Consider the following 15,254-nt stretch of genomic DNA (forward strand, 5'->3'; position numbering starts at 1 on the left):
ACTCACAAATTAATATTATGCAAAAACAGTATATTTGCGCTTTAAATCATATAAAATGAAACAAATTTGCTTACTTTTTGTAAGTTTCTTTTCTAGTGCGCAAATTGTTAATATTCCGGATACATATTTTAAAGCAAAATTATTACAAGCTGATGTAACTAACAATTTCGCTTCAATTGAAGAATTAATTTACAATGAAGAGACAAATTCAATCAATACTATAACAAATTATTGTAAAATAGATTTAAATAATGATGGAGAAATTCAAGTTAGCGAAGCCTCAAACATAAAATATTTAAATTTTAGTTTAGCCTATTCAATCACAAATCCACAAGGAATTGAATATTTTACAAACCTTATTTATTTAAACATTAGTACCTATAATTCAAATATCCCTAATTTAAACTTGTCACAAAATCTTAATTTAAAGTATCTATTCTGCACCAATAACAATTTAATAACTTTAAATTTAGGATCAAACATTAATTTACAGCAAGTTGATTGTTCAAACAACGACATAACTAATATTGATTTGACACAAAATACAGGATTAAAAAAAATAATTTGTAATAATAACCAAATAACTAGTTTAAACCTATTACAAAACAATTCATTAAATTACATAAACTGCAAAAACAATCAAATAACAAATTTAATACTTCCAGCAAGTAGCAATCAAATAACTTATTTAGATTGTTCAATTAATCAAATTCCAACTTTAGATTTATCTCAATGTAGTAATCTTTCAACATTAACTTGTTTATCTAATCAATTAAATAGTTTAGATCTAACCCAAAATATTAATTTAACATCACTTAATTGTGCAATTAATTCTTTACCTGAATTAGATTTAGCTAACAATGTGTTACTAACAAATATTAATTGTGGAAACAATTTAATATCAAATTTAATTTTAAATAGTAATAGTGCTTTGACACAATTGTTTTGTAGCAATAATTTATTAACAAGTTTAGATATAAGTAACAATACTTTTTTAATACAATTATCTTGTGGAAATAATCTACTTACAAGCTTGTATGTAAAAAATGGGAAAAACGAATCGATTAGTTTAATACCAAACCTAAATTTACAATATATTTGCTGTGATGAAGGGCAACTTGCAAATATTCAAAGTATTATTAACCTTAACGGATATACAAATTGTCATGTAAATACATATTGCACATTTACTCCAGGTGGTCAATTTTTCACTATTCAAGGGCAACAAAAATTTGACAATGAAAATGACAATTGTGATACAACTGATAATTTTATTCCAAACTTTAAATATTCAATTACTAACGGTACTACAACGGGTTCATTAATATCTAACAATACTGGTTCTTACTTAATTCCAGTGCAAACTGGTACTCACACAATAACTCCAGTTTCTGAAAATCCAAGTTATTTTACAGTTTCACCAACTTCAGCAACAATATCTTTTCCAACACAAGCTAGTCCGTTAACTCAAGATTTTTGTATCACTCCAAACGGAACTCACCACGATGTAGAAGTTTCAATTATTCCAGCATCTGTTGCAAGACCAGGATTTGATTCATTTTATAAAATCATTTATAAAAACAAAGGAAATCAAATTGAAAACGGAACAATTAATTTGCAATTTGATGATGCTATTTTAGATTTAGTATCAACAAATCCTACATTTACAACACAAACTTTAAATAATTTAAGCTGGACATACAGCAACTTACTACCTTTTGAAACTCGAACTATTCATTTTATGATGAATGTGAATTCGCCAACAGAAACTCCATCTGTAAATAGTGGTGATATTTTAAATTATATCGCAACAAATACCATTACAAATACAGATGAAATGCTTTCTGACAATACGTTTGTTTTAAATCAAGCAGTTGTAAATTCATATGATCCAAATGACAAAACGTGTTTACAAGGAACAACAATTCCTCCAAGCGAAGTTGGAAAATATGTTCATTATATGATTCGTTTTGAAAACACTGGAACTTTCCCAGCTGAAAACATTGTAGTTAAAGACATGATTGACACTGCTAAATTTGATGTTTCAAGTTTAATTCCATTACACGCAAGTCATAATTATGTGACAAGAATTTCAGGTAACAAAGTTGAATTCATTTTTGAAAACATTAATTTACCTTTTGATGATACTACTAATGATGGTTATGTTGCATTCAAAATTAAAACAAAACCTACTTTAGTTTTAGGCAATACGTTTAGTAATACGGCTAATATTTATTTCGATTATAACTTTCCAATTGTTACCAACACTGCAACTACAACAATTGCTGCATTGAGCAATCCAAGTTTTGAATTTGCTAATTACTTTAGTTTGTATCCAAATCCTGCAACTAACGAATTGAATATTAACTTGAAATCGGCAATTGAAATTAACTCAATTCAAATTTATAATACAATTGGACAATTAGTAACTATTCAAACGGGAAATGCATTAAAAGTGGATGTTTCACATTTAAAAACTGGAAATTACTTTATTAAAATAAATACCAATGAAGGTTATAGCACTAGCCAATTCATAAAAGAATAATACAATTTTGTCATACTGTCCCGACACTTCGGGATCGTTTCAGCATCTAAACCGCAGATTCGCAGATTTAAATAATCGTAGAATCTGCGGTTTTTCATTTACAAAATCCTACTCAATCTTTAATTATTTCTTCGTATCTTCTTGTCTTCGTGGCAAAATAAAAAAAACCATAAAATATTCTTAATACCTATTCATTTTTATACATTTTACTTAAATTTGACAAAAAATAGAAACATTGAGAAAATATATATATGCTATCGTTTTGTTATTCTCCATCATATTTGGAAATGCACAAACACCAACCCAACCAATTGCTCCCACAAATCCAAACGCTATTAGGATTTTGAATTCCGATTTTATCGATAAAAACCAAAATGAAATTCCAGGTGCGATTATATTTACTGGAAATGTTCAAATTTTACATAATGGTGTTAAGATTTATTGCAACAAAGCCTATCATTATACAGATGAAGATTACATCAAAGCTTTCGGAAATGTACAATTAAACCAAGGTGATACAATTGTTATGAATAGCCGTTATGCAGAATACGATGGAAAAACACTACAAGCATTTGCAACCGGAAATGTTAACTTACGCTCACCTGATTCCAACTTAACAACAGATACAATTTACTTCGATAGAAACAAACAAGAAGCTTCTTTTAAAAGTTGGGGAACCATTGTAAATAAAGAAAATACTTTAAAAAGTAAATTTGGAAAATATAATATAAAATCAAAAAAATATTCTTTCAAAACGGCGGTAACTGTTGTAAATCCTAAAGTGACTATCAAAACTAATAATTTAGATTTTTACGATAATTCAGGTCATGCCTATGTCTACGGACCGAGTACAATTACAAGTAAAGAAAATGTAATTAATACTACCAAAGGATTTTACGATACTAAAAATGATGTTGGAAGACTTCTCGATAAATCGAATATCGTGTACAATAATCGAAAAGTAGAGGGCGATATTATCAATTACGACCGAAAGAAAAATTTCGCGAAAGCCACAAATAATGTAAAAATAACCGACACAATCAACAACATGATTGCGACCGGACATTATGCAGAAGTGTATCGAAATATTGGTGGAACCAAAAAAGATTCGATGTTTATTACAAAAAAAGCATTGATAAAAACTTTAGTTGAAAAAGACACCATGTATTTACACGGTAAAAAAATATTAGTAACTGGTCCGCAAGAAGATAGAACAATTAGAGCCTTTAACAATGTGCGTTTTTTCAAAACCGATATGAGTGGAAAATGTGATTCTATTCATTCGAACAACAAAACACAATTGACAAAACTAATCGGAAGACCAGTAATTTGGAATAGCGACAACCAAATGACAGGTGACGAAATTCATTTAATTGGAAACAATAAAACCGAAAAACTCGATTCACTAAAAATACTAAACAATGCCTTTCTAATTCAAAAAGATACGATTGGTGAAGACAATTACAACCAAGTGAAAGGACAATATTTGTATGGAAAATTTAGAGATAACAAATTATACGAAGTTGATTTAGTCAAAAATACAGAGAAACTCTATTTTATGTACAACGATGCTAATGAAATGGTTGGGATTGACAAAGGCGTTTCTAGTAGCATCAATATGCAATTAGAAGATAATAAGATTATCGAATTAACATCATTCAAAAAGATTGAAAGCGATACGTATCCTGATAAAGATTTCCCTAAAAACGCAAGACGACTTCGAGGTTTTGTTTGGCGAATTGATGAAAAAATTACTTCTTTAGAAAATATTTTCCCAGAAGAAGAAAAAGCCATCGACGAGAAAGTGAAAGTCGAAACCGAAAAGAAAAACAAAGAAGAACAAAAACCTATGGACGTATTGAAAGAAACTACGGATTATGGAAAAGTTCTAGGCAAAAGCAAAAAGGTTAAAGGCAAAGGGTAAATAATACACAAACACCTTTCACCCAAAACCCTTAACCCAAAACCCACAAAAATGTTACAAGATTTCTTTAAATATCAAGCGCAAACCTCTCCTCACCCATTAGCTATGGAAATTTCTCATGCTAAAGGTTCTTATATTTACGACACTTCAGGAAATAAATATTTAGATTTTGTGGCTGGCGTTTCGGCTTGTAGTTTAGGACATCAAAATGAGCGTGTAAATAATGCGATAAAAGACCAATTAGACAAATATTCTCACGTGATGGTGTATGGCGAATATGCGCAACATCCCGCAACCGAATATTGTAAATTATTGGCGCAACATCTTCCTCATCCGTTAAAAAAAACCTATTTAGTAAATTCTGGTACAGAAGCTACGGAAGGCGCACTAAAATTAGCCCGAAGAGTGACTGGAAGAAGTCAATTCATATCTTGTCATAATGCGTATCACGGAAATACGATGGGAAGTTTGAGTGTGATGGGTTTTGAAGAACGCAAACAAGTGTTTAGACCATTAATTCCAGATGTCGATTTCATTACGTTTAATAACGAAGAAGACATTCAAAAAATCACCACAAAAACAGCTGGAATTATCTTAGAATCTATTCAAGGTGGCGCTGGATTTATTCAACCACAAAACGATTTTTTAAAGAAAGTTCGAGCACGTTGTACTGAAGTTGGTGCGATGTTAATTATAGACGAAATTCAACCCGGATTTGGTCGTACCGGAAAATTATTTGGATTTGAAAATTACGATTGCATTCCTGATATTTTAGTCATCGGAAAAGGAATGGGCGGCGGAATGCCAGTTGGCGCTTTCGTTGCATCTGAAGAACACATGGATTTATTATACGATAATCCGAAATTAGGACATATTACAACATTTGGTGGTCATCCCGTAATTGCAGCTGCTTGTTTGGCAACATTACAAGAAGTGACCGAAACCAATTTAATGGCTGAAACCTTAGAAAAAGAAAAACTTTTTAGGAAATTATTGGTGCATCCTTTAATTACTGAAGTTCGTGGAAAAGGCTTAATGCTAGCTGCCATGACAAAAAGTCCGAATATTACCAACGAAGTTATTTTACGATGTCACAAACGTGGTTTAATTTTATTCTGGTTATTATTCGAAGGAACTGCTATTAGAATTACACCACCATTAACCATTTCCAACCAAGAAATTGAAGAAGGTTGTCAATTATTATTAGAAGTTATGGATGAAGTTCAGGCTTTAAATCTGTAAAATTCATTTGTTTTTCGTAACTTACTACAAATCAGATTAAAGTAACTTTTAAAATCTGTGAAATTTATATTCTAAAACTTGACATAGAACTTGCTCTTGAACTTGAAATTGAGCATGAATTTTGTTAATTAAATTGTTCAAAACATACACTTGGCAAGGAAATTGCGAGCATTTAATTACGTAATTTTATTACATGAACTTTAAATAGTTGTGCTATGAATATGAGTCATGAAGAAGAAGAGGAAGAAAACAACTTATCGCTTTCTAAATTTGAATCGATGTTAAAAACCAACAAGGTCTTTTTCTTTGATTCAGAAGAATTCGAGGACATTGTTTTGCACTATATGGACACGGGACGTATCAATTTAGCCAAAAAAGCGCTAAGGTTAGGATTAGAACAACATCCAAAATCCACAGGCTTAAAATTGGTTCATGTTGAGATATTAATTTACGACGACAAAATTGAACAAGCCGAAAAAATCCTGAATGAAATTGCTTTATTAGAACCAACTAACGAAGAAGTTTTTATTCAACGTGCTAATATTTGCTCAAAAAGAGACCAGCACGAAAAAGCCATCGAACATTTAAGAGAAGCACTTCGTTATACTGATGACGAAGCCGATATCTATTCTATGATTGGAATGGAATATTTGTTCATGGATAATTTAGAATTAGCAAAAGATAACTTCATTTTATGTTTAGAAAACGATGAAGAAGATTATTCTGCTTTATACAACGTTGTGTATTGTTTCGACTTCTTAGATCAAAACCAAGAAGCTGTTGAGTATTTAGAAAATTTCATAGATAAAAATCCATATAGCGAAGTGGCTTGGCATCAATTAGGTCGCCAATTTTATGCTTTAAAGAATTATGAAAAAGCAGTTTGGGCATTCGATTATGCGTGCTTAATTGACGAAGGTTTTTTAGGAGCCTTTTTAGAAAAAGCCAAATCGTTAGAAAAACTAAAACGATACCAAGAAGCAATTGATTGCTACAATATTACAATTGAATTAGACGATCCAACTTCATTTGCCTTTTTACGAATTGGGAAATGTTATGAGAAACTAGGAAACAATGAGCAAGCTTTAAATTTTTATTTAAAAACAGTTCATGAAGATCCATTGTTAGATAAAGCATGGTTAGCGATTACCGATTTTTACATTTCTCAAAAAAACTATCAAAAATCGTTATATTACATCAATAAAGCCATTGGAATCGACGGAGAAAACCCATTATATTGGAGAAGATATGCGAATATCAATCAGTATTTAAATTTCTTTGAAGAAGCCGAAGAAGGCTACAGAAAAGCATTTGAAAACGGAGATGTTGAATTAGATAATTTCCTTTGCTGGAGTGATGTTTTATATGTTTTAGGAGAAGTTTCTGGAGCATTTGAAATCTTAAATCAAGCGAAAGAATTATATCCAAATGAATCTGAAATCCTTTACAGAATTGTAGGTTTGTATTACAATATTGACGAAGAATTTAATGCTATTGAAGCCTTAAACTTAGCACTACTAACCGATTTTCATAAAAATTACATTTTAAAAGACTTATTTCCACATGTTTGGGAAAGTGAAAACGTACAAAAAATTATCAAAAACCATAATATATAAGCCCTATCAATGGAAATTATCGACTTTTTATTACACTTTTTAAAAGACCCATTAACCGTAATTACACAATTAATTGACCAATATAACACATTAATTTACTTCATATTATTCCTAGTAGTCTTTGTAGAAACAGGCTTCGTAATTATGCCTCTTTTACCAGGAGATTCAATGCTTTTTGCGATTGGAGTTATAGCTGCTACAACAGGAAAATTGAGTTTAATCATCATTATTCCTTTATTAATTTTTGCCGCACTTTTAGGCGATAATTTAAACTATTTCGTAGGTCATAAATTTGGCGAACTCATCAAAGAGAAAAAGAAAATCCTATTCTTAAAAAGAGAATACATTGAAAAAACAGAAGATTTCTTCGAAAAAAATGGCGGAAAAGCTGTAATCATGGCGCGTTTCGTACCAATCGTAAGAACAATCGCTCCTTTTGTTGCTGGAGCTGGAAGTATGAAATATAGAAATTACATCATCAATTGTATTCTTGGCGCTGTACTTTGGGTTGCAGGAATTACCCTTTTAGGGTATTTCTTAGGACAATTTGATGTTGTGAAAAATAATTTCGAAAAACTAGTTTTAGGTATTGTTTTCATCTCGATTTTACCTATTTTTATTAAAATTTTCAAATCGAAATTCAGTAAAGCATAACTAAAATGAAATCACCACTAATTAAAAGTTTGCATAAGCAAACACCAATGAACAAAGAGGTGATAACATATATGACCGCTAAAAAATAAATTTTTCATATATGAAAAAGAAGTCACTTAAGAAGCAACGAAAGTTTGGACTTATTGGTAAAAATATAAGTTATTCTTTTTCAAAAAAGTACTTTGCAGAAAAATTCTTGCAAAATCATTTTCATAATTGTGAATATGAAAATTACGACATACAAAACATCAGAGAGTTTACTGGAATTATTGAAAACACTAAAGGTTTAGTTGGTTTAAATGTGACCATTCCTTTTAAAGAAGAAGTCATTCCTCTTTTAGATAAAATTTCTAAAAATGCTAAAAAAATTGGTGCTGTAAATTGTATTACAATTTCGAAAAATAAAAAACTAAAAGGCTACAATACCGATTATTATGGTTTCAAAAAAGCTTTAGAACCTATTTTGAAAAATCACCATAAAAGAGCATTAATTCTAGGAACTGGTGGCGCAAGTAAAGCCGTGGCTTATGCCTTAAAAAAACTAAAAATTGAGTTCGATTTTGTTTCAAGAAATCCTTCAGAGTATGAAATCGGTTATAAAGAAATTAATGCCGATGTTTTTAATGAATATCAAATCGTAATTAACACTACTCCCTTGGGAACTTTCCCTAATGTTTCCGAATTACCAAAATTAGATTACTCGTTATTTACTCCAAAACACATCGCTTTCGATTTAGTATATAATCCTGAAGAAACTGCCTTTTTAAAGAAAGCCAGAAAAGCAGGAGCGGTGACTAAAAACGGACAGGAAATGTTAATTTTTCAAGCTGAAAAGGCGTGGTTAATCTGGAATAAGTAACATTTAATCATAAATTGAGATAATTTCTTTGAATTTTCCTCCTGTTTTGGTATCTTCGAACCCTAAACTTAAGCATTATAACATGTTAGAAGAATTGAATGATAACCTGCAAAACGCAGATGGACAAGAACAAACAGCATCAATGGAAAACAATTCAACTGTTGAAGTTGAAAATGAAATTGAAATTCAGGAACCTGAAGTAACTGAAAACGAAGCTGTTCCCCAAGATTTAGAAGTAACAACACCTGTTTCTGCGCAAGATGAAATAGACAATCATTTAGCGGAAGCTAGTGAAGATGGTTCTATTCATGCCGATTTAGAAATCGTGTCAAAAGATTACGAAAGTCTTTCTTTAGAAGAATTAGTGGATGAATTGACAACATTAGTTGGTCATGAAAAAGCACTATTCTACAAAAATCAAATTGAAGATGTAAAAAAAGCGTTCTTAAACCACTATCATCACATGATTGAGGAAAAACGTAAAGCTTTTTATGCTGAAAATGAAGCTACAACTGAATTTGAATACCACTCGCCTTTAAAAGTGAAATTTGATCATTTATTGGATACGTATCGTACTAAGAAAACGGCAAATTTTAAAAATATAGAAAATCAGTTAAAAAATAATTTAACAGAAAGAACCAATCTGATTGAAGAATTGAAAGCTTTAATTGCTAGCAATGATTCTAATATTTCAGAAATGTTCAAAAAATTCAACGAAATTAGAGAGCGTTGGAAAAATACTGGAGCAATTCCGAAAGACAAATACAATTTAGTGTGGAACAATTTCCATTTTCATGTGGATAGATTTTACGAAATTGTACATTTAGATAGAGAAATTAGAGATGCTGATTTTAAAAATAATTTAGAACAAAAGTTAGAAATTATTGAGAAAGCGAAACTTTTAGTAGATCAACCAGATGTAACGAAATCTTTCAGAGAATTGCAATTGTTACACCGTGTTTGGAAAGAAGAAATCGGACCAGTTGACAAAGAAAACAGAGAGAAAATTTGGCAAGAATTTAGCGAAATCACGAAGTTATTACATGACAAACGTGAAGCTTTATCTTCTCAATTTAAAGAAAAAGAACAAGAACATTTAGCTGTTAAAAACGAAATTATTGCACAAGTCAACGCTTTAAGTGCTGAAAAAGTGAATAATCACGGAGAATGGCAAAATCAGATTGTGAAATTAGAAGCTTTACGCGAAGCTTTCTTCAAAGCAGGTCGCGTGCCAGCAGAAGTTACGGAAGAAACTTGGAGTAATTTTAAAGATGCCGTTCGTAATTTTAATGCGACTAAAAACGCGTTTTACAAAGACATCAAAAATGAACAACACCGCAATTTAGAATTAAAGTTAGCTTTAATTGAAAAAGCAAAAGCAAATGTAGACACAGAAGATTTCGAAGCTACAACTCCAATTATGAAGCAAATTCAGGACGAATGGAAAAAAATTGGACATGTTCCAAGAAAACAATCGGATGAAATTTGGGAAACGTTCAAAAAGACTTGTAACGCATATTTCGACAGATTACACGAATCTAGAAAAGAAGAAATTGGTGTAGAAGTTGAAGCTTTTGAAAAGAAAAAAGAATATTTAGAAACCGTTCGTGCGTTTGAATTAGTGGGAGACCACAAAACAGATTTAGATGCAATTAAAGCGCATATTGCCGCTTGGAAAGAAATTGGTAAAGTGCCACAAAATCGTCGTCATATTGAAGGAAAATTCAATAAAATTTTAGATGCTTTGTTTGAAAAACTAAGTTTATCTAAGAAAGATTCTGAAATGATGAAATTTAGCAACCGTTTAGACCAACTTTCGGAAGGAAACGACCAAAGAGCCATTGTGAACGAGCAAATTTTCATGAGAAGAAAAATTGACGAGTTGAAACACGAAATCAACCAATTAGAAAACAATATTGGCTTTTTTAATAATTCAAAAGGAAACAATCCATTTGTGAAAGAAGTACAAAAAAATATTGAAAAATATAAAGAAGAATTACAACTTTGGAAAGACAAACTGAAAAAGTTAAATAGTATTTAAAACTAAGGAAGACTGCGAAAGCAGTCTTTTTTTATGGGATTAATTTAAATAATAATTACTGAATAGCGAGGATTTGCAATACGTAAACTAATTACAAATCATTTAAATTAAACCATAGCTTAATTCTTTAAATCCTAACAAAATGTAACAAATACTATTTTCAATCGTCAGATGAAAAAAATAGTATTATGCGTTTTATATATAGCTTCTTTTTCCTAATAACAAGTTTCTTTTCTTTTGCTCAAGATTCAAAAGTGGAAGTCTTTAAAAAAGACAGTTTACTTATTATTCCAAAAAATACTGAAAAAGGATTTCATAATGAATACATTTTGTTTATTCCAAAAGGAACACCAATAAATAAAAAAACTTTTTTGATTGTGGAACCTAATAATACAGGGAAAATTTCTGATAGTATTCAGTTACACAAAGCTTACGCTATTGATTTAGCATCTGTAAGTTCAGTTGGAAATAATGTTTCTACGATGCTGAAAATTCCTTTATTAGTTCCAATTTTTCCTAGACCAGCATCACAACCTTTGACTTATACTCATGCTTTAGACAGAGATGTTATTATGGAAAATTCTACTGAATTGAAACGTTTAGATTTACAATTAATAGCAATGATTGAAGATGCAAAAACGATTTTAACTGCAATGAATATCGAAGTCGATTCTAAAATATTTATGAATGGTTTTTCAGCTTCTGGAACTTTTACTAATCGTTTTTCGTTCATTCATCCAGAAATGATAAAAGCTCTAGCTATAGGAGGTTTCAATGGAGAATTAATGCTTCCTGAAAAGAAATTCAACAATGTAAAACTTAATTATCCAATCGGAATTAATGATTTTACTAAGATTTTTGATAAAAAGTTTGATATCAATACGTTCAAAAACATTCCAAAATTCATCTATATGGGAAAATTAGATGAAAATGATGCTGTACAATTTGATGATGCTTACAGTGATGAAGAACGCGACATAATCAATACAAATTTAGGCAAAATAGTCCAAGAACGTTATTTGAAATGTCAGGAAAACTATAACAAAAACAATATCAATTCTATTTTTAAAACCTACGAAAATGTAGGACATTGGACAACATCAGATGTAAATCTTGAAGTAATCAAATTCTTCTTTAAGGAAATGCAGACGAATTAGAATCTTTACCTCTCAAAACTATACTCTTTCTCCACTTTCGCAATTCTAACCACATAATTTTCGTACCATTTTTGTCTGCCTAAAAATTGTGCATCTAAATGGTCTAAGTTTTGTTTCCAAATCGCAATTGCATCTAAACTTTCCCAATAGGAAACCGTAATTCCAATCTCATTTCGCGCGGATTCTACACCTAAAAACCCAGGTTGTTGTTTCGCTAAAGTTTCCATTTTTATCGCCATTTCGGCATAATTATCATCTAAATCAGTTCTTGTAGATGTGAATATTACAGCGTAGTAAGGTGTTTGCATAGGTTGTTATTTTTCAATAGTAAAAATAAGAAATTCTAAACTAAATCCATCTTATCTCTTTTGCCTTTTCACTACTCACAATTCACTATTCACTCAAAACTTACAATTCATCCACAAAAAATTACAGTTCGGTAGTTTTAAATTTCATACTTGAACTTTCTGCTGCAACTTTGCTTCATCAAAAAACAAGAACTAAACAAAAAACAATTTAATATTCAGAAATCATGGTAAAATTAATTACAACAGTAGCATTAGTATTGGTAAGTTTTGTAGCATCAGCTCAAACACAATTTGAAAAAGGAATGGGAAGCGCTTTAAAATTATGGGGCGAAGGTAAAAACACTGAAGCAGTTGCTCAATTTGAAAGAATTGCATCGGTAGAAAAAACAAACTGGTTACCAAATTATTACATCGCAGCAATTAATACGTTTCAAGCTTTTGGAGAAAAAGACAAAGCAAAAATGAAAACGTTATTAGAAGCTGCTCAAAAAGCACAAGATGAAATCAATACTTTAGCACCAGACAACGCTGAAGTATTAGTTATGCAAGCGATGATTCACACGGCTTGGATTGTGTACGATCCAATGACAAACGGACAAAGATTATATGGAGATGTATTATCTTTATATGGAAAAGCAGAAAAAATTGCTCCAGAAAACCCTAGAGTTGTTTTCAATAAAGCAGATTTTGAAAAAGGTGGTGCCGAATATTTTGGTGGTGATACCGCTCCAATGTGTGAAAAAATAAAAGCATCTATCAATTTATTTGCTAATTTTAAGCCAGAAACACCTTTTCACCCAACATGGGGAATTGAAAGAGCAAAACAAGAAGCTGAAAGTTGTAAATAATTCAATTCACAAAACGCTTTTTATAAATTTTGAAACCCAAAAATGATGATAAATAAATTAATAAGAGAGATTCCAAGAGCTACAATAATCGCCATGTCAATATTTCTTGTATTATTATTGATACGATTTATTACAGGACACGCTATACATTTTAATCGCGATTTATTGACAAATTTCGGTTATGTAATGTTTTACGGATTTACGTTATATTTTGCCAATGCATTCCTATTTATTTATTTGGATAAAGTATTTCAAGCTGAAAGATTTACACGCAAAAGAATTATTATAGGTTTTGTATCCTCATTTTTAGTTTCGATTTTAGTGATTTTCCTACTTCGTATTTTTGAAGATGTGATTATAGAACAACGTTCTTTTTCAGAATTTTTAAGTAAAGAAACCATGTCAAATTACTTGGTTTCAATTATAATCACTTTGATTGTTTCACTTGCTTTTCATGCCTTTTATTTTTATAAAGCATATAATGAAAGTAAAGTTAAAGAGCAAAAAATAATTGCGAGTTCGGCTTCAGCTCAATTCGAAAGTTTGAAAAATCAAATTGATCCGCATTTCTTATTCAATAGTTTAAATGTATTGAGTTCGTTAATTGAGGAAAATCCGGAAGCTGCTCAGAAATTTACCACATCTTTGTCGAAAGTTTATCGTTATGTTTTAGAACAAAAAGACAAAGAATTGGTTTCTGTTGAAGAAGAATTGAAGTTCGCCAAAACATATATGAATTTATTAAAAATGCGTTTTGAAAACAGCATCACTTTTGAAGTTCCAGAATTTGAGAATGATGAAGCAAAAGTAGTTCCGCTTTCTTTACAATTGTTGTTAGAAAATTGCATCAAACACAATATTGTTAGTGAGAAAAAGCCATTACACATTAAAATTTATATCAAAGAAAACGAACTAATTATTGAAAACAACAAACAAATAAAAGAAGTTTTACAAGATAGAAAAGGCGTTGGATTGCAAAACATTGTGAGTCGTTATGCGATTTTAACAAAGCGAAACGTAATCATACAAGAATCGGAAACCATTTTTAAAGTCAAATTGCCGATTCTTACCAAACAAATTATATCAATGGATACAAAAGCTATTGAATCAGAGAACATGTCTTATGCAAGAGCAAAAGAACGTGTAGAGAAATTAAAAGGGTTTTATGGAAATCTAATTTCCTATTGTTGTGTCATTCCTATACTAATATTTATCAACTTAAGAACATCTGACTTTCAGTGGTTTTGGTTTCCGATGTTAGGTTGGGGATTTGGAATAACCATGCATGCTGCAGAAACTTTCGGTTACGGAAAAGCATGGGAAGAAAAGAAAATTAGAGAAATCTTGAATAAAGATAAAACCGATAACAAAAACTGGAAGTAATCATGGAAACAACAAATCAAGAATACGAAAGATATCAAAAAGCGAGCAAAAAGGTTAAAGAAATTAAAGGTTTTTATAGTCACTTAACCGTTTATTTTTTAGTGATAAGTGTACTGACTTTCATTAACTTAAAATACACTCCAGAATACATTTGGGTAATTTGGTCGGCAGCAGGTTGGGGAATTGGACTTTTAGGTCATGCATCAAAAGCATATGATTGGGTTCCTTTCTTTGGTAAAGATTGGGAAGAAAAACAGATTAAAAAATTCATGGAGGAAGAAAATCAACAAAAAAATAAATTTCAATAATAAAATATTAAAATTATGAACACTCAAGAAGATTTAAAATATCAGGAAGCTCAGAAAAGAGTAAATAAAATCAAAGGATTCTACACACACTTAATCGTTTTTATATTAGTAAATACTTATGTTGTAATTAAAAAAACACAACACATTGATGAAGATGAAACTATTTGGCACGCATTTAAATTACCTTTTTTCTGGGGAATTGGTTTAGTATTTCATGGAATAAGAGCATTTGATTCTGTTCCTTTTTTCGGAAAAGATTGGGAAGAAAGAAAGATTAAAGAAATGATGGATAAGAAAAAACAAGACAATACGTTTCAATAACATTTATACTATTTTTTAAACATCAATTTAAGAAATCAAACTAAAACT

The 15,254-nt window shown here is 30.4% G+C and carries 13 protein-coding genes; 12 read left to right on the plus strand and 1 reads right to left on the minus strand.

Features of this window, described 5'->3' with window-relative positions; all coding sequences use genetic code 11:
• Positions 1-55: 55 nt before the first annotated feature.
• The 8 genes from BMX42_RS02040 (at position 56) to BMX42_RS02075 (ending at position 12,038) form a co-directional block, all read left to right on the plus strand.
• A complete protein-coding gene (locus BMX42_RS02040) occupies positions 56-2,545 on the plus strand; it encodes a T9SS type A sorting domain-containing protein (RefSeq protein ID WP_091307735.1) in 2,490 nt (829 codons plus the stop codon).
• A 235-nt stretch (positions 2,546-2,780) separates the two neighbouring features.
• Positions 2,781-4,469 (plus strand): OstA-like protein, encoded by a 1,689-nt coding sequence (locus BMX42_RS02045; RefSeq protein ID WP_091307738.1) that lies wholly within the window; start codon positions 2,781-2,783, stop codon positions 4,467-4,469.
• 51 nt (positions 4,470-4,520) lie between these two features.
• On the plus strand, positions 4,521-5,711 hold the full coding sequence (locus tag BMX42_RS02050; RefSeq protein WP_091307741.1) for an aspartate aminotransferase family protein: 1,191 nt from the start codon (positions 4,521-4,523) through the stop codon (positions 5,709-5,711).
• Positions 5,712-5,932: 221 nt separating this feature from the next.
• Entirely contained in the window at positions 5,933-7,327 is a 1,395-nt protein-coding gene (locus BMX42_RS02055) for a tetratricopeptide repeat protein (protein ID WP_091307745.1), read from the plus strand.
• A 9-nt stretch (positions 7,328-7,336) separates the two neighbouring features.
• Positions 7,337-7,981, plus strand: a complete 645-nt coding sequence (locus tag BMX42_RS02060) for a VTT domain-containing protein (RefSeq protein ID WP_091307748.1) — start codon at positions 7,337-7,339, stop codon at positions 7,979-7,981.
• A 100-nt stretch (positions 7,982-8,081) separates the two neighbouring features.
• Positions 8,082-8,840, plus strand: a complete 759-nt coding sequence (locus tag BMX42_RS02065) for a shikimate dehydrogenase family protein (RefSeq protein WP_091307752.1) — start codon at positions 8,082-8,084, stop codon at positions 8,838-8,840.
• An 82-nt stretch (positions 8,841-8,922) separates the two neighbouring features.
• The gene (locus BMX42_RS02070; protein ID WP_091307757.1) at positions 8,923-10,881 is read left to right on the plus strand and encodes a DUF349 domain-containing protein; all 1,959 of its coding nucleotides are present in this window, start codon (positions 8,923-8,925) and stop codon (positions 10,879-10,881) included.
• A gap of 188 nt (positions 10,882-11,069) precedes the next feature.
• Positions 11,070-12,038 carry a hypothetical protein gene (locus tag BMX42_RS02075; protein ID WP_091307761.1) on the plus strand — a complete coding sequence of 323 codons (969 nt, stop codon included), beginning with the start codon at positions 11,070-11,072 and terminating at the stop codon, positions 12,036-12,038.
• 5 nt (positions 12,039-12,043) lie between these two features.
• Here BMX42_RS02075 and BMX42_RS02080 read toward each other — a convergent pair whose 3' ends face one another.
• On the minus strand, positions 12,044-12,346 hold the full coding sequence (locus BMX42_RS02080) for an antibiotic biosynthesis monooxygenase family protein (RefSeq protein WP_091307766.1): 303 nt from the start codon (positions 12,344-12,346) through the stop codon (positions 12,044-12,046).
• Between the two features lie 224 nt (positions 12,347-12,570).
• On the opposite strand from BMX42_RS02080, the gene BMX42_RS02085 reads away from it, so the two are divergent.
• The 4 genes from BMX42_RS02085 to BMX42_RS02100 are packed head-to-tail and all read left to right on the plus strand — an operon-like array spanning position 12,571 to position 15,206.
• Positions 12,571-13,194, plus strand: coding sequence for a hypothetical protein (locus BMX42_RS02085; protein ID WP_091307770.1), 624 nt, complete (start codon positions 12,571-12,573; stop codon positions 13,192-13,194).
• A gap of 45 nt (positions 13,195-13,239) precedes the next feature.
• Positions 13,240-14,577 (plus strand): 2TM domain-containing protein, encoded by a 1,338-nt coding sequence (locus BMX42_RS02090; RefSeq protein ID WP_091307773.1) that lies wholly within the window; start codon positions 13,240-13,242, stop codon positions 14,575-14,577.
• 2 nt (positions 14,578-14,579) lie between these two features.
• Positions 14,580-14,885, plus strand: a complete 306-nt coding sequence (locus BMX42_RS02095) for a 2TM domain-containing protein (RefSeq protein WP_091307777.1) — start codon at positions 14,580-14,582, stop codon at positions 14,883-14,885.
• Between the two features lie 15 nt (positions 14,886-14,900).
• On the plus strand, positions 14,901-15,206 hold the full coding sequence (locus BMX42_RS02100; protein WP_091307780.1) for a 2TM domain-containing protein: 306 nt from the start codon (positions 14,901-14,903) through the stop codon (positions 15,204-15,206).
• Positions 15,207-15,254: the final 48 nt, after the last annotated feature.

Source organism: Flavobacterium terrigena, from assembly GCF_900108955.1.
In the GTDB taxonomy this organism is placed as follows: domain Bacteria; phylum Bacteroidota; class Bacteroidia; order Flavobacteriales; family Flavobacteriaceae; genus Flavobacterium; species Flavobacterium terrigena.

Coding starts and splice junctions, on each gene's coding strand:
- BMX42_RS02040 (WP_091307735.1), top strand. CDS start 56: ATGAAACAAATTTGCTTACTTTTTGTAAGTTTCTTTTCTAGTGCGCAA.
- BMX42_RS02050 (WP_091307741.1), top strand. CDS start 4,521: ATGTTACAAGATTTCTTTAAATATCAAGCGCAAACCTCTCCTCACCCA.
- BMX42_RS02055 (WP_091307745.1), top strand. CDS start 5,933: ATGAGTCATGAAGAAGAAGAGGAAGAAAACAACTTATCGCTTTCTAAA.
- BMX42_RS02060 (WP_091307748.1), top strand. CDS start 7,337: ATGGAAATTATCGACTTTTTATTACACTTTTTAAAAGACCCATTAACC.
- BMX42_RS02065 (WP_091307752.1), top strand. CDS start 8,082: ATGAAAAAGAAGTCACTTAAGAAGCAACGAAAGTTTGGACTTATTGGT.
- BMX42_RS02070 (WP_091307757.1), top strand. CDS start 8,923: ATGTTAGAAGAATTGAATGATAACCTGCAAAACGCAGATGGACAAGAA.
- BMX42_RS02075 (WP_091307761.1), top strand. CDS start 11,070: ATGCGTTTTATATATAGCTTCTTTTTCCTAATAACAAGTTTCTTTTCT.
- BMX42_RS02080 (WP_091307766.1), bottom strand. CDS start 12,346: ATGCAAACACCTTACTACGCTGTAATATTCACATCTACAAGAACTGAT.
- BMX42_RS02085 (WP_091307770.1), top strand. CDS start 12,571: ATGGTAAAATTAATTACAACAGTAGCATTAGTATTGGTAAGTTTTGTA.
- BMX42_RS02090 (WP_091307773.1), top strand. CDS start 13,240: ATGATAAATAAATTAATAAGAGAGATTCCAAGAGCTACAATAATCGCC.
- BMX42_RS02095 (WP_091307777.1), top strand. CDS start 14,580: ATGGAAACAACAAATCAAGAATACGAAAGATATCAAAAAGCGAGCAAA.
- BMX42_RS02100 (WP_091307780.1), top strand. CDS start 14,901: ATGAACACTCAAGAAGATTTAAAATATCAGGAAGCTCAGAAAAGAGTA.